The 22709-nt window shown below is 59.0% G+C and carries 21 protein-coding genes and 1 pseudogene; 13 read left to right on the forward strand and 9 right to left on the reverse strand.

Annotated features, from left to right (window positions below; genetic code table 11):
* Positions 1-88: 88 nt before the first annotated feature.
* The 3 genes from pstA to ACOYW1_RS27790 all read right to left on the reverse strand — a co-directional run bounded on the left by pstA (position 89) and on the right by ACOYW1_RS27790 (position 2887).
* The gene (gene pstA / locus ACOYW1_RS27780; protein ID WP_482420538.1) at positions 89-973 is read right to left on the reverse strand and encodes a phosphate ABC transporter permease PstA; all 885 of its coding nucleotides are present in this window, start codon (positions 971-973) and stop codon (positions 89-91) included.
* A 2-nt stretch (positions 974-975) separates the two neighbouring features.
* Complete coding sequence (gene pstC / locus ACOYW1_RS27785; RefSeq protein ID WP_482418620.1) at positions 976-1953, reverse strand: phosphate ABC transporter permease subunit PstC; 978 nt, start codon at positions 1951-1953, stop codon at positions 976-978.
* A 115-nt stretch (positions 1954-2068) separates the two neighbouring features.
* The gene (locus ACOYW1_RS27790; protein WP_482420539.1) at positions 2069-2887 is read right to left on the reverse strand and encodes a phosphate ABC transporter substrate-binding protein; all 819 of its coding nucleotides are present in this window, start codon (positions 2885-2887) and stop codon (positions 2069-2071) included.
* Between the two features lie 287 nt (positions 2888-3174).
* Here ACOYW1_RS27790 and ACOYW1_RS27795 point away from each other — a divergent pair, with 287 nt between their 5' ends.
* The gene (locus tag ACOYW1_RS27795; protein WP_482420540.1) at positions 3175-3717 is read left to right on the forward strand and encodes a phosphate-starvation-inducible PsiE family protein; all 543 of its coding nucleotides are present in this window, start codon (positions 3175-3177) and stop codon (positions 3715-3717) included.
* Positions 3718-4031: 314 nt separating this feature from the next.
* On the opposite strand, the gene ACOYW1_RS27800 is transcribed toward ACOYW1_RS27795, so the two are convergent.
* Together ACOYW1_RS27800 and pyrR are read right to left on the reverse strand one after the other, a co-directional pair.
* Positions 4032-4535 carry a MogA/MoaB family molybdenum cofactor biosynthesis protein gene (locus ACOYW1_RS27800; protein ID WP_482420541.1) on the reverse strand — a complete coding sequence of 168 codons (504 nt, stop codon included), beginning with the start codon at positions 4533-4535 and terminating at the stop codon, positions 4032-4034.
* A gap of 10 nt (positions 4536-4545) precedes the next feature.
* Positions 4546-5085 (reverse strand): bifunctional pyr operon transcriptional regulator/uracil phosphoribosyltransferase PyrR, encoded by a 540-nt coding sequence (gene pyrR / locus ACOYW1_RS27805; RefSeq protein WP_482418623.1) that lies wholly within the window; start codon positions 5083-5085, stop codon positions 4546-4548.
* Positions 5086-5420: 335 nt separating this feature from the next.
* Between pyrR and mobA the strand changes: the two genes are divergently transcribed.
* The 8 genes from mobA to ACOYW1_RS27845 all read left to right on the forward strand — a co-directional run bounded on the left by mobA (position 5421) and on the right by ACOYW1_RS27845 (position 12083).
* Entirely contained in the window at positions 5421-6035 is a 615-nt protein-coding gene (mobA, locus tag ACOYW1_RS27810) for a molybdenum cofactor guanylyltransferase (protein WP_482420542.1), read from the forward strand.
* A gap of 463 nt (positions 6036-6498) precedes the next feature.
* Positions 6499-6867, forward strand: coding sequence for a molybdenum cofactor biosynthesis protein MoaE (locus ACOYW1_RS27815; RefSeq protein ID WP_246317739.1), 369 nt, complete (start codon positions 6499-6501; stop codon positions 6865-6867).
* Positions 6868-7308: 441 nt separating this feature from the next.
* A complete protein-coding gene (gene moaC, locus ACOYW1_RS27820) occupies positions 7309-7791 on the forward strand; it encodes a cyclic pyranopterin monophosphate synthase MoaC (protein ID WP_482420543.1) in 483 nt (160 codons plus the stop codon).
* A 29-nt stretch (positions 7792-7820) separates the two neighbouring features.
* The gene (locus ACOYW1_RS27825) at positions 7821-8339 is read left to right on the forward strand and encodes a hypothetical protein (protein WP_482420544.1); all 519 of its coding nucleotides are present in this window, start codon (positions 7821-7823) and stop codon (positions 8337-8339) included.
* The gene (locus ACOYW1_RS27830) at positions 8258-9235 is read left to right on the forward strand and encodes a DNA recombination protein RmuC (RefSeq protein WP_482420545.1); all 978 of its coding nucleotides are present in this window, start codon (positions 8258-8260) and stop codon (positions 9233-9235) included. Before ACOYW1_RS27825 ends, ACOYW1_RS27830 begins: the two co-directional genes overlap by 82 nt.
* Complete coding sequence (mltA, locus tag ACOYW1_RS27835) at positions 9232-10470, forward strand: murein transglycosylase A (protein ID WP_482420546.1); 1239 nt, start codon at positions 9232-9234, stop codon at positions 10468-10470. Before ACOYW1_RS27830 ends, mltA begins: the two co-directional genes overlap by 4 nt.
* 722 nt (positions 10471-11192) lie before the next feature.
* The gene (locus tag ACOYW1_RS27840; protein WP_482420547.1) at positions 11193-11861 is read left to right on the forward strand and encodes a YkgJ family cysteine cluster protein; all 669 of its coding nucleotides are present in this window, start codon (positions 11193-11195) and stop codon (positions 11859-11861) included.
* Positions 11862-11930: 69 nt separating this feature from the next.
* Positions 11931-12083, forward strand: coding sequence for a hypothetical protein (locus tag ACOYW1_RS27845; RefSeq protein ID WP_482420548.1), 153 nt, complete (start codon positions 11931-11933; stop codon positions 12081-12083).
* A gap of 86 nt (positions 12084-12169) precedes the next feature.
* Here ACOYW1_RS27845 and ACOYW1_RS27850 read toward each other — a convergent pair whose 3' ends face one another.
* Entirely contained in the window at positions 12170-12901 is a 732-nt protein-coding gene (locus ACOYW1_RS27850) for a FadR/GntR family transcriptional regulator (protein ID WP_482418630.1), read from the reverse strand.
* Positions 12902-13559: 658 nt separating this feature from the next.
* On the opposite strand from ACOYW1_RS27850, the gene ACOYW1_RS27855 reads away from it, so the two are divergent.
* The 3 genes and pseudogenes from ACOYW1_RS27855 (at position 13560) to ACOYW1_RS27865 (ending at position 16278) form a co-directional block, all read left to right on the forward strand.
* Positions 13560-14126, forward strand: a complete 567-nt coding sequence (locus tag ACOYW1_RS27855; protein ID WP_482420549.1) for a LutC/YkgG family protein — start codon at positions 13560-13562, stop codon at positions 14124-14126.
* Positions 14127-14191: 65 nt separating this feature from the next.
* Positions 14192-16054: pseudogene (gene ldhH / locus ACOYW1_RS27860) on the forward strand (L-lactate dehydrogenase (quinone) large subunit LdhH); the annotation flags it as partial.
* A 62-nt stretch (positions 16055-16116) separates the two neighbouring features.
* Positions 16117-16278 (forward strand): heterodisulfide reductase-related iron-sulfur binding cluster, encoded by a 162-nt coding sequence (locus ACOYW1_RS27865; protein ID WP_482420550.1) that lies wholly within the window; start codon positions 16117-16119, stop codon positions 16276-16278.
* A 759-nt stretch (positions 16279-17037) separates the two neighbouring features.
* On the opposite strand, the gene ACOYW1_RS27870 is transcribed toward ACOYW1_RS27865, so the two are convergent.
* Entirely contained in the window at positions 17038-17220 is a 183-nt protein-coding gene (locus ACOYW1_RS27870) for a hypothetical protein (protein WP_482418633.1), read from the reverse strand.
* 309 nt (positions 17221-17529) lie between these two features.
* Here ACOYW1_RS27870 and nifJ point away from each other — a divergent pair, with 309 nt between their 5' ends.
* Positions 17530-21069 (forward strand): pyruvate:ferredoxin (flavodoxin) oxidoreductase, encoded by a 3540-nt coding sequence (nifJ, locus tag ACOYW1_RS27875; RefSeq protein WP_482418634.1) that lies wholly within the window; start codon positions 17530-17532, stop codon positions 21067-21069.
* 148 nt (positions 21070-21217) lie between these two features.
* Here nifJ and ACOYW1_RS27880 read toward each other — a convergent pair whose 3' ends face one another.
* Positions 21218-21487, reverse strand: a complete 270-nt coding sequence (locus ACOYW1_RS27880; RefSeq protein WP_180138370.1) for a hypothetical protein — start codon at positions 21485-21487, stop codon at positions 21218-21220.
* Positions 21488-21809: 322 nt separating this feature from the next.
* Positions 21810-22112 (reverse strand): Dabb family protein, encoded by a 303-nt coding sequence (locus ACOYW1_RS27885; RefSeq protein ID WP_482420551.1) that lies wholly within the window; start codon positions 22110-22112, stop codon positions 21810-21812.
* Between the last annotated feature and the right edge of the window lie 597 nt (positions 22113-22709).

A 22709-nucleotide genomic window follows, 5' to 3' on the forward strand; every position in this document is an offset into this window, starting at 1 on the left:
ACCATGAGCGTTTATGTCGAGCGAAGCCCGAGCCGAAGGCCCTTGCACTCTACCTCGCCGCCGGAGGCTTATTTAACTTTAGGTGCCCTTATACGCGGCTCCGTTTGCGCAGGCGCGAGCGCAGGAGGATGGCGCACAGGTTCATGCCGAGGACCAGGGCGATGAGGACCAGGGCCGTGCCGTACTGAAGGTGGCGCGTTTCTCCGATGTGGGTGCCTGCCGTGGCCAGGACGTAGATGTGGTAGGGCAGGGCCATGACCTCGTCGAAAATCGAGGTGGGCAGGTCCGGGGTGAAGAAGACGGCACCGGTGAACATGATGGGGGCGGTTTCGCCCGCGGCCCGGCCCAGGGCCAGGATGGATCCGGTGAGGATCCCCGGCAGGGCAGACGGCACCACCACCCGGCAGATGGTCTGCCACTTGGAGGCCCCGAGCCCCAGGGAGGCTTCCCGGTAGGTATCGGGCACGGCTTTTAAGGCCTCTTCCGCGGCCCCGATGATGACGGGCAGGCTCATGACCCCCAGGGTCAGGGCTCCTGCCAGAAGGCTCACCCCCATCTTGAGTACCGTGCAGAAGAAGGCCAGGCCAAAGAGGCCGAACACCACCGAGGGGACCCCGGCGAGGTTGGCGATGGCAAACCGGATGACTGAGACGATCTTGCCCTGGCCGGCATATTCATTGAGGTAGATGGATGTTCCCACCCCCACGGGAAAGGCGATGGCAAGGGCTCCGAAGGCCAGGGAGGCGGTGCCCACGATGCAGGGAAGGATCCCTCCTTCGGTCATGGAGTTCCTCGGCATCTGGGTGAGGAACTCCCAGCTGATGGCGGAGAGGCCCCGGGTAATGATGAAGAGGATCACGGAAAAAAGGGCCAACACGTTGATGGCTGCGGCCACACGGAAGAGGGTGAACCAGAGCGTCTGGGTGGTTCCGCGCCTTCCGGACTGAATGCGTTGGGAAATGGAAAAGGTCATGATTACCCCTTGAGCCGATACTTGCGGGAGACGGCCATGGCCAGGACGTTAAAAATGATGGTGAAGAGGAACAGGGTGATGCCCGTTGCAAAGAGCGCGTGGTAGTGGTCCCCCCGGAATGGTGCCTCCCCCATCTCCGCGGCGATGCTCGCCGGCATGGGGCGGATGGGGTCGAAGAGGGATTCGGGCACCATGGCCGCGCCTCCGGCCACCATGAGCACCACCATGGTTTCGCCGATGGCCCGGGACATGCCCAGGATGATGGCCGTGGTGATGCCGGAGAGCGCCGCGGGCACCGTGACCCTGGAGATGGTCTCAAAGGGGGTGGCGCCCAGGGCCAGGGAGGCTTCCCGGTAGGTGACCGGGACGCTTCGCAAGGCATCTTCGGAGATGGTGCAGATGGTGGGGATGGACATGAAGGCCAGCATGATGGAGGCCGTGAACATGTTCAGTCCCGTGGGGATGTCAAAGAGGCTCTGCATGAGGGGTGCCACCGCCACCATACCGAAAAAACCGATGACCACCGACGGAAGGGAGGCCAAAAGCTCGATGGCGGGTTTGAGCCACTCCGCCACCCTGGGCGGGGCCAGCTCCGAGAGGTAGATGGCCGTCATCACCCCGGAGGGCACCGAGATGAGGGAGGAGAGCAGGGTCACGGCAAAGGAGCCCACGATAAGGGCCAGGATGCCGAAGGCAGGGGGCTCGTCCGTGGGGTACCAGAGCACACCGCCGATGAACTCCCGCACCGAGACAAAGGAGAAGGTGGGGCTTCCCTCCAGGATCAGGAAGAGCATGATCAGGCCCAGGATGAGGATGGAGATCAGGGAGATGATCAGAAGGGAAGATTCGGCCACCCACTCCCCTACGGCGGTGCGCCGCCCGGTGAGGCTTCCCCGCTCCGGGGCGGTTGTTTCACGTGGAACCCGGCCCGGGGGGGACACCGGGGCGTGGGGTGCTGCGGTAGACTCGCTGTGTGTCATGAAAGGTCGTCCTTGGCTTGGGGCAAAAAAGCGAACACGCAGCCGACGCGCCGTGTGCTGGGCTGGCGAGTCGGCTTCGTGAACCCACGGTCCCGCTCAGCGGGAGGTGTCTTGGTTAGTAAAGGGAGATGCTTCCGGCCTCTTCCACCAGGGCCTGGCCTTTTCTGGAGAGGATGAAGTTGATGAACGAAAGGGTTTCTCCTTTGGGCCATCCGTTGGTGAACATGAACAGGGGGCGACTGATGGGGTAGCGGCCGTTGAGGGTGGTTTCCGCAGAGCCCATGACCCCGTTTACCCGAATGGCTTTCACCTCTTCGTTCATGTACCCCAGGGCGATGTAGGCGATGGCGCCTTTGGTGGTGGCCACCTGGGTCACCAGGCCGCCGTTGGAGGGCTGGGTCAGAGCGCGGGGGGTGACCCGCTCCTTTTTCATGACCAGGCTCTTCCAGGCATCAAAGGTGCCCGAGGAGCTGTCCCGGGAGATCACCACGATCTTTTTGTCCGAGCCGCCCACCTGCTTCCAGTTGGTGATCTTGCCCAGGTAGATCTGCTTGAGCTGATCCAGGGAGAGGTCCTTTACCGGGTTGTCCGGGTGAACCACCGGGACGATGCAGTCCAGGGCGATGCGGTGGGGCACGGGAAGCACGCCTTTACCCGTGGCCAGCTTCACCTCTTTGCCTTTGATGAAGCGGGAGGAGTTGCCGATGTCTGCGGTCTGGTCGATGACCGCCTTGATGCCGTTACCGGAGCCGCCCCCGGAAAGGGAGATTTTCACCTCAGGGTGGGAGGCCATGTACGCCTCGGAGATTTTCTGGGCAATGGGAAGAACCGTGGTGGATCCTTTGAGAACAAGCCTTTCGGCCGATGCCGTGGCAACGGATGCCGCAAGGAAAACGGTGGAAACAAGGGCGGTGAACCAAAGACTTTTTTTCATGATATCTCTCCTGTGGAGGTTGGTGATGGTATGTCGCGAGCCGTTGCCGTCGGGCAACGGCATGTTTTCCGCACCTTGGGGGCGGTGGGCCTTGACATGTTCCACAGGAAGATAGTGTCGGCGTGTTAGGGTTTGGTTAGGGCGTTGTGAGCGGTTGATGTGTTTGCCCTTGGGGGCGAGGTTCGGGGGAAAATGCCTGTGTCGGAAGCGCTGATCGCCGAGTTCTTGCAGGATGCTGACATGTTTCACACATACCCGGTGCACCCTTGATCCCATGGAACAATTAGATGGCGTGGCAAAAAAACAGAGACCAAGAGGGGCCGGCACGGACCGGCCGGATTCTGGAAACCATTCACCCCAGAGCGATTTTTTTCAAGACCCAGGAGGTGATGGTCAATATCATGACCGTCTATATCATCGTGGTGCTGGCCGCAGGCCTGGGGAAAACACTGCTGGACGCCAGGCACCTGCTCCACATGATGGACGGAGAGGGGTTCACCTTTGTGGTGGCCGAGATCCTCTCCTTTCTCGTCATGCTGGAGCTCTTCAGGGGGTTCGTGGACTTTTTCAGCACCCGGCGCATCCGGCTCCACACCATGATGGACCCGGCCATTCTCTTTGTGGTGCGCGAGGTGATCGTCCTACCCGGACGAAGCCAAGGGTCCCTCCTGGGAGGTCCTCACCGGATTTGCCCTGCTCCTTGTGAGCCTGGGCGTCATCCGCACCCTTGCCGTCCGATACACCCCGGGGTCGTGAATGCTCCCAGCCCTCGTTTGCCGCGACGTAGCCCGACGACACAGGATGACCGGCTCCACACCAGCACAATTTAAGACCCTGGTCATCGTCTGGTCACCAGGGTGTTTTTGATGACATCGCCCCAAAAGGCCGACAGCCCGTAGGGTGCACTCTGTGCACTGTGTCCGGGCCACCCAAGGCTTTGATGTTGGTGTGCGGAGTGCGCTTTGAGGAATCGGCTCTTTGCAGGTCGCGGTCCAAAGGATGATTAAGGCCCAATTTTACGAAAAATACCGCTGTGATTTACCCTTATGAATCCGGCTACGCCGTGGACGCACGAGGTAGATCCAGGCGGCAACAGGCTTTCAAGGTGGCTCACCTTGCCGCCGGAGGCATCATGTGTGACCCTTTATCCTCTGGCGTGTTTGGAGACGTGGCCGAGTTCCGGGAAGATGAGGTTTTTGCAGGCTAGTTTGCAGGCGGCCAGGCTTCCGGGGATGACAAAGACCGCGGTGTCCGAGACGATGCCCGCGGTGGCGCGGGAGAGGATGGCTGCCGAGTCGATTTCGTCAAAGCTCAGCTGGGCGAAGATGGGGCCGAAGGCGGTGAGCTCTTTCCTGAACATGGGCCGGACCGCTTCTAAGGTAAGGTCCCCTGCGGTGATGCCGGTGCCGCCGGTGACGATGATGCCGTCGGCGTTGTGATCGCGGATGATGTCCCGGATGGCCTTTCGCACCTCCCCTTCAGAGTCCATGACCACCAGGCGGTCCACCACCTCATGGCCCTCTTTTTTAGCCAGTTTTTCAATCCACGCGCCGCTCTCGTCCGTGTCCATGGTGCGGGTGGAAGAGACGGAGACGACGGCTACTTTCAGTTGTTTCTTGCTTTGGCTTCTGTGCTCTCGGGTTCCCATAGGCTACCTCTCAGTTTAGGGTTACCAGGTCAGAGTCATCGTGCTCGCTGAGCAGGACGTCGACATGCTGTTCGTATTCACTGTCCACTTTCTTGCCGGTGTAGTCGGGTTGGATGGGAAACTCCCGGTGTCCCCGGTCCACCAGGACGGCCAGGCCGATGCGCGACGGGCGCCCGAAGTCCATGAGGGCGTCCATGGCGGCACGGATGGTGCGGCCGGTATAAAGAACGTCATCCACCAGGAGGATCTCCCGATCGTTGACCTCAAAGGGGATCTCCGTGGGCTTGACGATGGGCTGGTGGCTGATGCGGGTCCAGTCGTCGCGGTAGAGGTTGATATCCATCTCACCGCAGGGAAGAGAGTTGGCCTCAAGCCCTTCGATGACTTCGATTTCGCGTTTCAGGCGGCGGGCGATGAAGACGCCGCGGGTCTGGATCCCGATGAGGGCGAGCCCCTGGGCCCCTCGGTGGTGCTCGATGATTTCGTGGGCCATGCGGGTGATGGCACGTTTAATGTCCGTGGCATCGAGAAGAACGGTTGCGGTGGTCATAGCAGGGTTCCCAATGGGTGGATGCCTGTGTAGGAACATTTCGCCGATACCTTGTCGGGGGATCGTCACGCGTGGGTGTGGAAGGGCAGTTCACATACGGGCATGCAAAGGGTTGACGATGCCATCGGCTCGCAGTCCGATGGAGGTGGGATGCCAAGCGGCCGGTGCCGCAGGCATCAACCCCTTATTTTTATCCTATTGATGGGTGATTGATCAAGTCAAATGTGGCGAAATGGGGCGTAAACGCCTTGGTTTGACCTCTTTGAAATGCCTTGATTTTGCGCATTATTTTTGACAGACTCCCCTCAGAAACCAAAGAGGGAGCAACGAGTGCAATGGGGATTTTTGATTGTACCGGCGTGATTCTGGCCGGTGGGTTGAATTCCAGAATGAGTGGAACAAACAAGGCCCTCCTCGACATCGGGGGGCAGAGCATCATGGCGCGCACCCTCTCCCTGTTTGAGGACATCTTCGGCCGGGTGCTGGTGGTCTCCAACAACCCCCTGGACTTTCTTGATTTTGACGTCAAGGTCGTCTCGGACCTCTTCCCCGAGCGCTGCTCCCTGGCCGGCATCCACGCCGCCCTCTTCCACGCGGAAACCCCCTGGATCTTTGTGGCCCCCTGCGACAACCCCTTTCTCTCCCGGGATATGGTGGAGCTGGTGCTCTCGTATCGCACGGACGGCGCCACCATCGTGGTGCCCGAGACCTCCAAGGGCATGGAGCCCCTCTGCGCCGCCTACTCCCGAGAAAACCTCACCCTGGCCGAAAACCGGCTGGCCGAAGGCCGCTACAAGATCCAGAGTCTCTTTCGCAAGAAGAGGACCCGCAAGGTCCCGGAAGAGGAGATCCGGCGCATCGACCCGGAGCTGCGCAGCTTTTTCAATATCAACACCCCCGAAGACTACCAATGGGCCCTGGACATGCTTGCCCGGAAGGGCGAGAGTTAACGTTGTCTTCTTATGGTCAAAGCCGCAGAAAAAAACAGCCTTCTTATGGTAAAAGTGAGTGGAAAAAGCGTGCCTCCAGCGGCGAGGGTGGCGAAGCCACGATAACGAAAACACCTCGAAAGCATATAGCCCTTGCGCTTTGTCCCTCGTTCCTCGGGCCAAAGCGCAAGGGCCTTCGGCTCGGGCTTCGCCCGAAACATATGCTGGTGGTTTGTACGAGCGATACGACAAGCCTTGATGGGCTAAGATTCATTATCGGAACTCGTTAATTATCAGCTTTAACCGGACTACCTCCAAGGTAGGGGGGCAATTTTAAAGTCTGTTTGTCAAGCTTTTCAAAAGCTTGGCCCCCGGCAGGGCCGCCGGAGGCATCTTTGACCGCACTGCCTCCGGCGGCCAACCCGGTGACAAGCAGGGGGTAATCACGTCCTTACAAACCAGGTTAAACACATAAGGAAAAAGAATGATTCATATCGCTGAGATGATTCAAGAGATAAAGGCCCACCCTGATTTCGGCAAGGCGGGCATGGTACTGGCCCACAACGGGGTGGTTCGGGAAAGCTCCCGTGACGGACGCCCCGTCACAGGCCTCACGGTCCATGTGAACCACGCACGCCTTGACGAGCTCATGGCCGAGTACCGGAGCCGGGCGGGCATCGTGGAGATCCTCATTGCCATTGAAGAGGAGAAGCCACTGGCCGTGGGGGATGACGTCATGGCCATTGTGGTGGCAGGGGACATCCGCGAGAACGTGCTGGCCACCCTTGAAGGGCTCTTAAACGCCGTCAAAGCCGAGGTGACCTCCAAGACAGAGCATTTTACCGAAAGCTAGATTGGCATAGGCTGGGGGGCACTGCTCAGCTCAAATAAACAGCCTTTCTATGGTTAAAGTCGGGAGCAAAAGCAAGCCTCCGGCGGCAAGGTGTGCCACCTTGAAAGCAGGTAGCGGATGCGCTTTGCCCTCGTTCCTCGGGTCAAATCACATTCGCCTTTAAAACGACATTCATACCAATATTTTTTAATGACCTGTTTATGAAGGCCAATTCCTAAACTCGGGGGAACGTGAAGCCCCCTGCAGGGCTGCCGGAGGCATAAGCTGAATCATTACGGCAGCGATTGATTCAGGCGAGGGCGTCTGAATACCCTTCACCGCCCCATATACGGGCGAAGCCCGTCAGGGAATGTGATGAGCCTGAGGAACGAAGGCGAAAGAGCATTCCCGAACCTGGGGTCCAGGGGATGTATCCCCTGGTTTATAAGAAAGGATTTTTTCATGAAAGAATTTACGCATATTGATGAGGACGGCGCGGTTCGCATGGTGGATGTCACGGACAAGGCGGCCACGGACCGTCGGGCCGTGGCCGAGGGCCGCATTGTCATGACTCGCGACACCTTTGAGCGGATCACGGATACCCGGGTGAAAAAGGGCAACGTCCTTGAGACCGCGCGCATTGCAGGGGTGATGGCGGCCAAGCGGACCAGCGAGGTCATTCCCATGTGCCATCCGCTCTTCATCACCGGGGCCCGTGTCGATTTTACCCCTGAGCCGGAGAACCATGCCTTTCGCATTGAGGCCGAGGTGCGGGTGAAAGGGGAGACCGGGGTGGAGATGGAGGCCCTCCATGCGGTGTCTGTGGCTGCCCTGACCATCTACGACATGTGCAAAGCCTACGACAAGGGCATGACCATTGAGGGGATTCGTCTCATGGCCAAGAGCGGCGGAAAGTCTGGCGTGTATCAGCGGGAAGGGGCGTGATGGCATTTAGTGGCTTGCTGGATACGCTGATGCATCCCGCCCTTGGTGCAGGGCTGGTGGCCGGTGCGGCCGTAGCCTGGGGCCTTGCCGGACTCCGGCATCGCCGGACGGCCCGCGCCCTGGACGAGGCCCTGGAGAGCCGGGATGCCCAGGAGGAACGCCTTTTTGCCTTGGCTGATGAAGCGGCCGAGGCCCGGGGCCGCCTGACCAATCTTCTCACCCTGGAGGAGGGCATCAAAGAGAGGGACGCGGCCCTTCATCAGAAGGGAGAAACAGAGATCGCCTTGCGGTCCCGCATGGCGCGCCTTGAGGCAGAGCTTGTGAAGGAGCGGGAGTCCGCGCGTGAAAGGTGGCCTCGCTCGCCCAGGAAACCGACCTGCCAGGAGATGCTCAAGGCCCTCTCCGCCGATGCCCTGCAGACAACGCAAAGACCTTTGCCCAGCTCTCCAAGGAGACCCTGGAGGCGGTGGTCGGCGAGGCCCGGCGTGATTTTACCCGTCGGGGGGAGGCGGTCAAAGAGATCGTGGCCCCTGTGGCCGAGGCCATGAAAGCCTACGACGAGAAGGTCCGCCAGATGGAGATGCAGCGGGAAAAGGCGTACGGGGCCCTCACCGAGCAGGTGGAGACCCTGGCCCGGACCCATGCCGTGCTCCAGAAGGAGACCACCAAGCTCTCCGGGGCGTTGCAGGTGCCCAACGTGCGCGGCCGCTGGGGGGAGATCACCCTGAAGCGGGTGGCCGAACTCTCCGGCATGGTAGACCGGTGCGATTTTTTCGAGCAGGTGAGCATGAAGGGCGAGGCCGGTGCCATGCGACCGGACATGGTGGTACAGCTCCCCGGGGGGCGGCGCATTGCGGTTGACTCCAAGGTCCCCCTGGCCGCTTACCTGAGGGCCATGGAGGCCACCACCCAAGGGGAAAAGGCGAAACATCTGGACGAACATGCCCGGGCCCTTCATCACCATGTGCAGGTTCTTTCGGGTAAGGCGTACTGGGGGGGTCTCAAGCCCGCACCGGAATTTGTGGTCCTCTTTATCCCGGGGGAGAGCTTTTTCTCCGCGGCCCTTGCCAAGCGGCCCGGCCTTATTGAAGAGGGCATTGAAAAAGGGGTGGTGCTGGCCACCCCCACCACCCTGATCTCCCTGCTCAAGGCCGTGGCCTACGGGTGGCGCCAGGAGCAGGCCGCCGAAAGCGTTCACGAGATCCAGGAGCTGGGCAAGGAGCTCTACAGCCGCGTGGTTACCTTTGCTTCCCATTTGAACAAGCTGGGCGGGGAGATCGGCAAGGTGACCTCCACCTACAACCAGCTGGCAGGCTCCTTTGAGCGGCGCCTCTTTGTCTCGGCCCGGCGGTTTGAAGAGCTGGGGGTGCGGGAGAAGGATACGGCCGTTATTGAAGCACCGGATCCCGTCGAAACGGTGCCCAGAAAGGTGGAGGCAGGATGATGGACGCCTTTAAACGAACCGGTGCACGGTGGTGGCTCGTGGCTGCTGCGTTGGTTTTTCTGTGCTTTGGCTGCATCACCACGGGCAAAGAGAAGAGCAAGGCGCTTCCTGCGCTGGTGCCCGTGGTTCCGGGGGAGGCGGGGTACCCCTCCTTTGAGGACGACCTGGATTTTGAGGGCCTTGAAGAGGCCCTGTTTCGGAGCCTGGTCTACTACAACAGGATTCCCAAGACGCGTACCTTTACTGTGGGAGAGGACCGCTACAGTGTCTCGGAGATGATTCGCTCGGCCGTGGCCCTTCTCTACGCCATCCACGAGGACCCTTCCCCTGGGGCGGTTGCGGGATTTATCCGGGACAACTATCGTGTGTACCGGTCCACGGGACGGGACGGAAAAGGGGAGGTGCTCTTTACCGGGTACTACGAAGCCTCACTTTTCGGCCACACCGAAGAGACCGACCGGTACCGCTATCCCGTGCTCACACGGCCAGACGACCTGGTGACCATCGATATCTCCCGGTTTCCCGGGGTCAAGGTGTCGGGAAAGCGGCACCTCATCGGCCGGGTGACGGAAAAGGGAACGGTGGTGCCCTACTACACCCGTCATGAGGCGGACAACGGCAGCGCTCTTCTCGATCGCACCGAGCCCCTGGCCTGGGTGGATGACCCCGTGGATCTGTTTTTCCTGGAAATTCAGGGTTCGGGGGTCATCACCATGGACAACGGGGAGGAACTCAGGGTTCACTATCAGACCAAAAACGGCCACCCCTACCGCAGTATCGGCAGGTACATGATTCGGCAGGGGTTCCTGGAAAGGGAGGCTGTCTCCATGCAGTCCATCCGCAGGTGGCTGGAGGAGAACCCGGAGCGCAGGCAGGAGGTGTTCAACTACAACCCCAGCATGGTCTTTTTTATGGAAGAGGCCAAGGGGCCCCTGGGCTGCTACAACTTGCCCGTGACCCCCAACCGCTCCATCGCCACGGACAAGCGGCCCTTTCCCGCCTGCGGCATCGCCTTTATCACCACGGAAAAACCCGGGGAAACAAGGACGGATGAAGTGCTCTCCTGGGAGTCCTTCGGCAGGTTCGTGATGAATCAGGACACGGGCGGGGCCATCAAAGGCCCGGGGCGGGTGGATCTGTTCACCGGCCATGGGGAAGAGGCGGAACTTACGGCTGGCCACATGAAGCAGACCGGATCCCTCTATTTTCTTGTGTTGAAGCCCTCGGTGAGGTGACGCCCTAAGGCAAATTCACGAACACGAAATCACCTCGAAAGCGGATGTGACAACAAAAAAAGGGTGGCCCCTGCCAGCGGGCCACCCTTGGAGAGTGAGCAAACCTCCCCGAATACCACCGGAACTCCCATTGTTGTACGTTAACCTTTCGGGCCTTCACCCTGCCCAAGGTTACATGAATGGTGTTGAAGCTCGGCGGTAATCTCAATTTTTCATTTAGCGTATATTTACCTTATCTTTCCTGGAAAAACGTTTCAAGATCAGTCAAAGTTGTTGCTAAAAAACAAAGTTATAACGGGTGGTTAATCTCTCGTTCTCCCTCGTTGGCAGGGCTTTCGGCTCGGACAGGCCGCACCCCAATCTTTCGGTTTCCTCCTTAATTTTTACCCCCGCACTCAAATTGAGTTGATCTCTGGTTTGGTTCAATAGTTATTTCATGTGATTGAGCAATGATCTCTCCCGTGAATTGATTTGACAACCGACAGGCCCGGTGATTCAATGGTGTCAGACTGTCGACGCCCCGGGCGTTGGCGGATTTTCCTCATCGATTACCCTTCTGGGTCGGAACTTTGTGTCTTGCATCCGACCTGAGCGCACCCGGTTTCCTTCTCGTGCCCTGGAACCGGGCCCGCAGCCGCCCGCAAAAGACGGCCTGACCAACACCACCCGCTGAGCACTTGCATACCTGAAATGACGAAGGTTTCATGAAAAAGGGGGACCGGATGGACGCTGAGATCTTTTTGACCACAGAAGAAGCCAAAGATGCCGTATGCCTGGACCTGGAGCAGTACGGTCTCCAGGAGGACACCCTGGAAGAGATGGCTGCCATGGCCGGCGGGGGGTGGCCGGAGCGCTTCCGGGAGGTCATGAGCGGGGGGGAGGGGAGCCTGTACGAGATGATCGCCCTGGTCCAGGAGTTTTTGAACAGCCCAACCCTCACCGAGGAGACCCTGTGCCGGGCCTTTTCCCTCATGTTCTGGTCGGATGTGCGAAAGGCAAGGGGGCCCGAAGGGGAAGAGGGGGTGGCCTTAACCACTGAACTCCACGACTTTACATGCCTCCAGTGCGGCCAGTGCTGCACCAACCTGGACTACAGCCGTGCCCTCACCGCCGAGGATATTGCCATGTGGAAGAAGGCCGGACGGGACGATCTCCTGGCCTGGGTGGGCAAAGACAAGGCGGACGGGGGCTACACCATCTGGATCGACCCCCGCACAGGCGAGCCCCAGGACCCCTGTCCCTTTCTCACCATGGGAGGGGGCAAAGCCAAATGCGCCATCCATGATGTGAAGCCCGCCATCTGCCGGGAATACCCCGCCACCAAAAAACACGGCTTTATGACCGGCTGCCTGGGGGTGGAGCTGATGTTCCAAAAAGAGCAGGCAGGGTAGGCGAAAGGCCTTTGAGTTTTTTTCAGCGCACTTCGCGTAGCTACCGAGATTTTTGAGGATGGCAAGGACGTGGTCCTGGATAACCTTGAGTTGATGGACGGGCCGTACCTGAAAAGGGCGGCCCGTCTTCTTATTGAAGAAGAGGATCGGTGCCGGGTTCCTGGTGCGTGGATCAAGGTCGGCTTTTTTGTTTTTACGGGCTTTGCCCATCAGCGAATGTGACGTGCCCGAGGAACGAGGGCTCGGAGCATTCGCAACCCGCTTTCGAGGTGGTACACCTCGCCGCCGGAGGCCTGCTTTTTCGGCTTTTATTTCACCGCCGGCATGTTCCCCTCCCGGGTATGCTCAAAGAAATCTTTGATGTACAGAATGTGTTCGGCCATGGCGGCATAGGCGTTGCCGCTGTCGCGCCGTGCGATGGCCTCAAGGATGCGGCGGTGCTGGGTGAGGATCTCTTCGGTGCGGTCGGGCATGTCGAAGAAGCGCTTTAAGCTTTCGTTGATGCCGTAGAAGATGAAGTCGTGGAAGTACTTCATCATGTGGACCTGCAGGGGGTTTCTCGTGGCGTGGGCGATGGCCATGTGGAAGTGGGCGTCCTCGTCGGTGCCCACCCGCCCTTCGGCGATGGCTTCCTCCATGGTGGCGATGCTTTTCTCCATGGTGCGGATGTCGTCCAGGGTCGCCTTTTCCGCTGCCAGGGCCGCGCCGTTGCACTCCAGGCCCATGCGCACCTCCAGGAGGTCGGTGATGGTGGCGTTGTGGGAGGCCATGAGGTCCATGATGGGGTTGTCCTGCACCGACCCGAGGCCGCGCACAAAGGTGCCCTGGCCTTGTCGCTGATCCACCAGCCCCATGGCCACGAGCTTGTTCAGGGCCTCCCGCACCGAGTTCCGGCTTACGCCCATCTCTTTCATGAGCTCCCGCTCGGGCATGATCTTCTCCCCCGGTTTCAGGTCTCCACGGAAAATGAGGTCACGGATCTGTTCAAAGACCTGGTCGGCAACGCGTTTGGGTTTGACAGGGGCCAGATGGCTGTTCATGGGGTCGGGTCCTTTGCTTGGAGAACGTCTGATAAAAAGCCGTACCGTTTTTTGCGTCCCGGATGCTCTGCAGGGCCCGGGGGCGATGATCCGCCATTCGTTATCACGCAGGCGGATTTTTTGTGTGGGGTTTTTTGGCCTGAAAATGGTCGTACCTTTTTGCTGAACCCCTTCTGACTTGGTGTTTTATCAAAATCCGCACCGGGAATCAAAACAAATCAGGCGTGGCTTTTTCGGGTTATGGCGGTGTATTTCCTGTGGGTTTTGGATTTTTTCTTGACAGGGGGGTAATGTGTGCTTCATATTGGTACTACCAATTTTTGGTAGTACCAATGACGACATGGTGGCAACCCCAGGCGCGTGACCAGCTTCCACACGCGGAAGAGGTCCGGGGGGAAAGAGGGCTTCGGGCCGTTGCCATGCCATCAGGACAATGCCTTTGAAACGAACGCTGTTCAGCAGGCTGTTCGGCGCGTTAGGCGCCGATGGGTGTTTGAAGGGACGACGACGTCCCGATTCGTTTCAGGCGGTAACGAAGGGTGCCTGGTCCCAGGCGTTTTAAGGCGGCGGCCTCCGGGGTAACGGAGGGCGCACGTGTCAGGGGCCCCACATAAGCGGGGCGGTCCGGGCCGAGGCATCCACAAGCAAGGAGGGCAACGTGAGTCAGGGTGAGATTCTTGAATCCATGAAAGCGGGGGCGGAGAAGGTGGCTGCGGTTGTGGCGCCGGCTGCATCCCTTGATGAGGCGATAACCTACGCGGTTAATCTGACGGCGGAGGAGGGCGGCACCACCATGGCGGCCCCGGGCATGGAGGGGAAAGCGCGTGAGGCCCTGGCCTCTGCCTGCGCCGAAAAGGGGATTGTCCTTTTGGAGTCCCCCCTGCGGGCCCACATGACCGGGATCCACACGGCCTTTACCTGGGCGGACCGGGGCATCGCCGACACCGGCACCCTGGTACTCAACTCCGACTCCGAGGAGCTTCGCCTGGCCACCATGCTCAGCGAAACCCATGTGGCAGTCCTTCCCACGGACAAGGTGGTCCCGGACATGGACGCCCTGGAGGGGTTCATGAGCGATCATTTCAAAAAGGGCGCGGGCTACGTGGCCTTTATCACCGGGCCCAGCCGCACCGCGGACATCGAGAGGATCCTCACCATCGGGGTGCACGGGCCTGAACGACTTCATATTTTGTTGGCAGACCTTGCGGACGGAGGTGACAAATGATCCATACCCCTGAAACCGATAAAGCCTTTAAAAAGCAGATCAAGGAGTCCCTGGACAAGGACTTCATGCGCAAGACCCTCAACACCTTTTCCGTGGCCTACCGCCAGTCCCGTGCCAACGCCTTTGCCGAGCTCGATCTTGACGGGTTGCGAAACGACGTGGCCTGCATGAAGGACGAGGGCATCCCCCATCTCTCCGAGCTTTTTGATGCCTTCAAGAAAAACGCCGAGGCCGCAGGCACCGTGATCCATGTGGCCCGGGATGCCGACGAGGCCAACCGGATCATCGCCGAGATCGCCAAAGAGAACAACGTCAAGAGCATCGTCAAGTCCAAGTCCATGACCGCCGAAGAGACCTTCCTTAACGACCACCTGGAAAAGGACGGCTACGAGGTGGTGGAGACCGACCTCGGAGAGTGGATCATCCAGATGCGCCACGAAGGCCCCTCCCACATGGTGATGCCCGCCATCCATCTCTCCCGGTACCAGGTGGGGGAACTCTTTTCCGGTGTTACCGCCAGAAAGCAGGATCCCGAGGACATCGAGGGTCTGGTGAAGGTGGCCCGCAAGGAGTTGCGTCCCAAGTTTATCAACGCGGACATGGGGGTTTCCGGGGGGAACTTTGCCATCGCAGATACCGGGGCCATCGGCCTGGTGACCAACGAAGGCAACGCCCGCCTCACCACCACCCTGCCCAGGGTCCACGTGGCCCTCATGGGCTTTGACAAGCTGGTGCCGGACATGGCTGCCGCCATGAAGATCCTGAAGATCCTTCCCCGAAACGCCACAGGCCAGGCCCTTACCTCCTACGTCACCTGGATCAAGGGCACCAACGAGTGCGCCACCGGGCCTTCCGGGCGCAAGGTCCAGCACATCGTTTTTCTGGACAACGGCCGCCTGGAGCTGGCCAAGGACCCGATCTTTGCCGAGGCCCTCCGATGCATCCGGTGCGGGGCCTGCGCCAACGTCTGCCCCATCTACCGCATGGTGGGGGGACACACCTTCGGGCATGTGTATATCGGTGCCATCGGCCTGATCCTCACGCCTTTTTTCCACGGCAAGGAAAAAGCCCGGGAGATCGTGAAGTGCTGCCTCAACTGTCAGTCCTGCAAGAGCGTCTGCCCGTCCAAGATCGATCTGCCCTACCTTATTAAGAACGTGTACGCCAAGGTTCAGGACGAAGACGGCAAAAAGCCCTTCAAGACCCGTATGACCTCCATGCTCCTTAAAAACCGTCGGCTCTTTCACGCGGCCCTGAAGACCGCCTCCAAGATCCAGGGCCCGGCCACCGAAGGGCCTTACATCCGCCATCTGCCCACCTTTCTCATGGGAGAGCACAACTTCAGGCGCCTTCCGGCCATTGCCGACCGTTCCCTTCGGGACGACTGGAAAAAGGTGAAACCCAAGGTAACCAAACCCGCTCTGAAGGTGGCCCTTTTCGGCGGCTGCGCCGGGGATTTCATCTACCCCGAGCACGGCAAGGCCTTTGCCAGGCTCTGCGAGGCGTACAACATCGCCGTGGACTACCCCATGGACCAGACCTGCTGCGGCCTTCCCACCATGATGATGGCTCAGATGGACACGGCCAAGGAGATCGCCGCCCAGAACGTGAAGGCGTTTCATGCGGGCAACTACGACTACATCGTGACCCTGTGCGCCTCCTGCGGTTCCCACATCAAGGAGAACTTTCCCAAGCTCCTGACAACCAAGGGTGCGGTGCCAGCCGATGTCCAGGCCATGGCCGACAAGCTCATCGACTTCAGCTCCTTTATGAACGACGTGGTCAAAGTAAAGGCCGAAGACTTCATGAACCTGGGACGCAAGGTGACCTACCACTATCCCTGTCACCTGGTGCGGGGCCTGGATGTCACCGAGGCCCCCATGGCCCTTCTTGAAAAAGCCGGGGTAAACTTTACGGAGTGCGACGAAAGCCAGGTCTGCTGCGGTTTTTCCGGGTCCTTTTCCGTGGATTTCCCCATGATCGAACAAACATGCTGGCCCACAAGCTGGACAACGTGGAAGCCACCCAGGCAACCACCCTGGTCACGGACTGCCCGGGGTGCGTGCTCCAGCTCAAAGGCGGCATCAAGGCCCGGGGCATGAACGTCACCGTCAAGCACATGGCCGAGGTTCTGCTGGAGGAAAAGAAATAAGCAGGGGCTCCGGGCACGAACGTGCCCGGTGACCCCCTGGTTTAGCACCCGATTAGTCGGCTTATGCCTTCGGCGGGTCGCTTTATTAAAAAAAGATCCGAAAAAAAATTTTTCAGGAACATGCCGGTCTTGTTTCAGAGAGACCCGGAAAAAAGGTATTTACGACCTGTTTGTCAAACGTATTAAACGGTTGGCCCCCCAAGGCAACGGGGTGCTGAAAAAAGACCCACCACATTTGATTGTTCTGACCTCGCCCGCCCCGGTGTTGACGACCATAGCCCCCTCCCACAGGATCATGGTGTCACCGGGGCGGGTTTTTTTTATCCACCCCAGAGGGGAGCCGGCCCAAAGGGTCCTTTGCCCGGAACGGGGCCTTCCTTTTTTCCATACGCGGGGTTCGAAAAATCGGACTTTTCCCGGTGAATCAAAGATGTTAAAAATGGAGGATATGTGATTAACATGCCGGTTATATACGGATATATTTCTGTGGTCCCTTTTTCGGGGCCCAAGGGGCGCAACGCCGCCTGAGAGGCCCGTTGCAGCCGGTAACGTGGATCATTTCATGACGTTTCGTTCACAGGGTGTATGGCCATCGGTCATGGCGTCCATGGTGCTCACCGCGGGATACGCAACGGACGGCTGTTTCGCGTGGATAACAGTCCCCGGGGCGACCAATGCGGGCCCTGGGGACCAAAAAACGTGTTTTGGCAAAATTGATTTCCCTTTCGTTTCAACCACAAGGTTCCTCCTCTCCTGACGCTAACCTCCTATTGAAATAGCCTTTTTTTTGCGTCGTTTTTTTAAGGTACATTCTGCTTGATCACGGGATCCCAGCAGGTAAGCTTTGTTTGCTTGAAATTGTGGCACGACTTTTGTATGTTTCCCGGGTTGTCGAAAACCGCCCGTGCGGGCGTAATGCCAAAACACCAGAACATTTTTCACCTTCTTTCCTTATATGAAAAATTCCACTCCGCATGGGTGGTTTTCGACTTCTCATAATGCCCATATCAATCAACTGCCTGGTTTTTCAGGCGGTTTTTTCTGATTGGTCCGGGGGCCGGAGGCAGAGATTTTGATTTTTGTGCCAACCGGCAGCACCGACACAGGCAACACACTCCGTTTGCGTTAACTCAGGCGGGGTTCATATAACAACGACGTGCATCCGTCCGTCCCCTTCGGGGCGGTGCAGCCGGCGGACCGCACCAGCCAGGGCTGCGGCATGAGAACAAACAAAGACAAGGGAGTCTTCTTGTGAATCAGACGAAACAGTTTAAAAAGACGATTGACGGTAACACGGCAGCGGCCCATGTGGCCTATGCCCTGAGCGACGTGGCGGCCATCTATCCGATCACCCCCTCTACTCCCATCGGCGAGAACGCCGATGTGTGGGCTGCCGGCGGTAAGAAGAACGCCTTCGGCGAAACCCTCACCATCAAGGAGATGCAGTCCGAAGCCGGTGCGGCGGGTGCGGTTCACGGTGCCATTGCAGCCGGTGCGCTGACCAGTACCTTCACCGCTTCCCAGGGCCTCCTGCTGATGATCCCCAACATGTACAAGATCGCAGGGGAGCTGCTCCCTTGTGTCTTCCATGTCACGGCCCGAGCCCTGGCTTCACACGCTCTCTCCATCTTCGGAGACCACCAGGACGTCATGGCCACCCGTCAGACCGGTTTTGCCATGCTCTGCTCCAACTCTGTTCAGGAAGCCCACGACATGGCCCTGGTAGCCCACCTGGCCACCATCGAAGGCCGCGTGCCCTTCCTCCACTTCTTCGACGGCTTCCGTACCTCCCACGAGATCCAGAAGGTCGACGTGCTGGAGTACGACGCCATTAAAGAGCTGGTGAACATGGACGCCGTTCAGGAGTTCAAGGCCAACGCCATGAACCCCGAGCACCCCGAGATCCGCGGCACCGCCCAGAACCCCGACATCTACTTCCAGGGCTGCGAAGCTGCCAACCTCTACTACGATGCCATCCCCGCCATCGTCACCGATTACATGGACAAGGTGTACGAGGTTACCGGCCGTAAGTACCGCCCCTTCGACTACGTGGGCCACCCCGAAGCCGAGCGCGTCATCGTGGCCATGGGCTCTGCCTGTGAGACCATCGAAGAGACCATCGATCACCTCTCTGCCCAGGGCGAGCGCATCGGTCTGGTCAAGGTTCGTCTCTACCGTCCCTTTGTCACCGAAGCCTTCCTCAACGTGCTGCCCGCCACCTGCGACCGCATCACCGTTCTGGACCGTACCAAAGAGCGCGGCGCCATCGGCGACCCCCTCTACCTCGACGTCTGCACCGCTTTCATGGAGAGCAACGTCCTGACTCCCCAGATCACCGCAGGCCGCTACGGCCTCGGCTCCAAGGAGTTCACCCCCTCCATGGTGAAGGCTGTCTACGACAACATGAAGGCCACCTCACCCAAGAACCACTTCACCGTGGGCATCAAGGACGACGTCTCCTACACCTCCCTTGACGTGGTGGACGAGATTCACCCCGATGCCGAGGGCACGGTTCAGGCCAAGTTCTGGGGCCTCGGTTCCGACGGCACTGTAGGCGCCAACAAGAGCGCCATCAAAATCATCGGGGACAACACCGAGAAGTTTGCCCAGGGTTACTTCTCTTACGACTCCAAGAAGTCCGGCGGCATCACCGTGTCTCACCTGCGTTTCGGTGACACACCCATCCGCTCCACCTACCTGGTCACCGCCCCCGACTACGTGGGCTGCCACGTGCCCGCCTACGTCAACCAGTACGACGTGCTGGAAGGGATCAAAGAGGGCGGCACCTTCGTGCTCAACTCCTCCTGGAGCGCCGATGAGATGGAGACCCGTCTCCCCGGCAGCATGAAGCGCGTCCTGGCCACCAAGAAGATCAAGTTCTACACCATCGACGCCGTGAAGATCGCCGGTGAAGTGGGCCTGCGCAACCGCATCAACATGGTGATGCAGACCGCCTTCTTCAAGCTGGCCAACGTGCTTCCCATCGATGAGGCCATCGCGTACCTCAAGGCCGACATCAAGAAGACCTACGGCAAGAAGGGCGACAAGATCGTCAACATGAACATCGAAGCCGTGGATCAGGCCATGGACAAGCTCGTGGAAGTGGCTGTTCCCGAGAGCTGGGCCGAAGCTGAGATCGAGAAGCCCGCCCAGGCTGATCTGCCCGAGTTCGTCACCGACGTGATGAAGCCCATTCTGGCCCAGAAAGGGGACACCCTGCCCGTCAGCGCCTTCGAGCCCGACGGCATCTTCCCCGTTGCCACCAGCCAGTACGAGAAACGCGGTGTGGCCATCGAGGTTCCCGAGTGGATCGCTGAAAACTGCATCCAGTGTAACCAGTGCTCCTTTGTCTGCCCCCACGCATCCATCCTGCCCGTTGTGGCTACCGATGAGGAGCTGGAAGGCGCACCCGAAACCTTCACCACCCTGCCCGCCATCGGCAAGGAGCTCAAAGGCAAGTACAAGTTCCGTATTCAGGTCAACACCCTGGACTGCCTGGGTTGCGGCAACTGTGCAGACATCTGCCCTGCCAAGACCCCTGCCCTGGTCATGAAGCCCCTGGCTACCCAGACCGCCGTTGAAGTACCCAACCACGAGTTCTCCGAGACCATCGAGTTCAAAGATGAGGTTATGCCCAAGACCAGCGTCAAAGGCAGCCAGCTCCAGAAGCCCCTCCTCGAGTTCTCCGGTGCATGCTCCGGTTGCGGTGAGACCCCTTACGTCAAGCTCATCACCCAGCTCTTCGGGGACCGCATGTTCGTGGCCAACGCCACCGGTTGCTCCTCCATCTGGGCTGCTTCTGCTCCCTCGTCTCCCTACTGCGTCAACAAGGATGGCTTCGGTCCCACCTGGGGCAACTCCCTCTTTGAGGACGCTGCAGAGTTCGGTTACGGCAAGCAGGTTGCCATCACCCATCGCCGCAAGGCCCTGAAGAACCAGGTCCTGGCTGCCATGGAACTTGAGATCTCTGATGAGCTCAAGGCTGCCATGGGCGAGTGGGTCGAGAACATGGACGACGCCGAAGGTTCCAAGAAAGCCGGCCAGACCATGGAAGCCCTCCTGGTTGTCGAGCCCCTGGAAAACGAGCTGATCGATGAGATCGCTGCACAGGCCGACCTCTTCACCAAGAAGTCCTTCTGGGTCTTCGGTGGCGACGGCTGGGCATACGACATCGGTTTCGGCGGCGTGGACCACGTCCTGGCCTCCGGCGAAGACATCAACATCTTCGTTATGGATACCGAAGTCTACTCCAACACAGGCGGTCAGTGCTCCAAGGCTACCCCCACCGGTTCCATCGCCAAGTTCGCAGCCTCCGGCAAGAAGGTCTCCAAAAAAGACCTCGGCGCCATCGCCATGAGCTACGGTTACGTCTACGTGGCCTACATCTCCATGGGCGCCAACAAGCAGCAGACCCTGAAGGCCCTGCTGGAAGCCGAAGCTTACCCCGGTCCCTCACTGGTCATCGCTTATGCTCCGTGCATCAACCACGGCATCAAGAAAGGCATGGGCAAAACCCAGGAAGAGTCCAAGCTGGCTGTTGAGTGCGGCTACTGGCCCCTGTACAGGTACAACCCCCTCCTCAAAGACGAAGGCAAGAACCCCTTCATCTTTGAGTCCAAAGAGCCCAACGGCACCATCCAGGAGTTCCTGGGCGGTGAGAACCGTTACGCAGCCCTGGAAAAGAGCTTCCCCGAAGAGTCCAAAGCCCTTCGTGCGAAGATCGAAGAGGACATGCTCAAGAAGTACGAAATGTACAAGCACCTCGCTGAGCGTGACATGGGCGGCGAGTAGGCCCCCGGTGAGCTGACACCGTATAAAACGAAAAAAACGCGCATCACCTGATGCGCGTCGAATAAAAAAAAGCCGCCCTTTCCGGATTATCTTGGAAAGGGCGGCTTTTTTGTTTTTGAAAAGGCGGTGGCTAACCCAAGGCCCGGGATCAGAGGTTGGCTGTGGTCAAGAGGTCTTCGAAGGCCTTCTGGCTCTTGGTCACCTGGCCCTTGAAAGTCTCACGGCCTTGCTTGCATGCATCAAAACCGCTCTTGACGATCTTTTTGGCCGGCTCGGGGAAGAGGGGGTTGTCACCGATAAGCCGGAGGGTGACCTCTTCTGCCTGCTCCTGGAATGAGCCCATGGCGTTGTAAGCATTTTCAAAACCGTTTTTGTTGAACTCATAGGCCTTGCGGATAAAACTGGTGGTCTCGCTCATGCTGCACCTCCGTTATATGGATGGGTTAAGGATGGGTTGGCTTGGGTGAAGTGGATGTATAACATCTTCGTATTGTTTCGATAAACAATGTAACGCAGCCTGTGCTTGTGTCAAGTATAAAAATGTTGCAGTGCAGCATAATGGGGCCCAGTTCTCATGGAAAAGGCCAGCGGACGGAGGTCTTCACGCAATGGGGCGGCACAAAAAAAGTGGGGAAGAAGAAGGCCGGGAACCTCTGGGGCTCCGGTGTGGACGCGGGTAGGGCACAAGGGGGACCGGACGGCCCCCTTGTGGGGGTGAACAAAGGGAAGAGGGATAAGGATCAGACGTGGTAATCCACCACGCGGCGTTCGCTCATCACCTGCTGGATAAAGGCCACGACCCGCTGGTGCTCGGGGTGGTTGGCGTAGCGGTCCAGGGCCTCTTCATCGTCGAACTCGGAGTAGAGGCAGATGTGGGCGGTCTGGCTTCCGGAGAAGATGTTGATCCCCACTTCAAAGGCCCGAATCTCATCGATCTTGCCCACCAGGGCGTCGAGCATGGCTTTGAGCTTGCTTGCGTTTTCCGCGGCGCTGGCGCCTTTGGCCTCGTCCTTAAGTTTGAGCATCACAATATGTTTGAGCATGGTTCCTCCTTTAAAAAACGGGTTCGTTACCCGTCCGGTTGTGCGTTGGAACCATTCCCGCCTGGCGTCCCGGCAAGAATGGCAGGGCGTCTGTTCACGATCCGTGGGGTATATCACCTTTGGGCACCAAAAAAAAAGATGAAGCCCGGCATCAACCGCTGGTCGCCATGGGGACGGGCCGAAAGGTGATGCCGGGCTTCAGGTTCCCCGGCTGAAGGGAACCCACGGAAGACAGGATGTCGGTTTTCATTGACGATGGTTAAAGGCCCCGGAAAAGAGCCGTGTTGTTCGGTTCATGTGTCCCGCCGTGCTCATGGTGCGTCGATTGAAAAACCGGGCTGCCGGATGCAGATCGGCCATCGGTGGTGCTGCACGGGAAGACGGCTGAAGTTTGGGACGCTGCGCATGGGGGTCGAAGGGAGATTGATGGGGGGGACCCGGACGGGTCCCCCCCATCAGACGCAGTTTTGGAGTATTTCTGTGTAACACTGTTAAACCCAGCAGGAGAAAGAGAATCTAACAGGTTGTCTTTGTTAATATACAAATATTATGCCATGCACAATAGAAAAGTGTAACGCGTTGATAGGTAAGGTGTTG

This window comes from Desulfoluna sp. CYM3A (assembly GCF_056829965.1).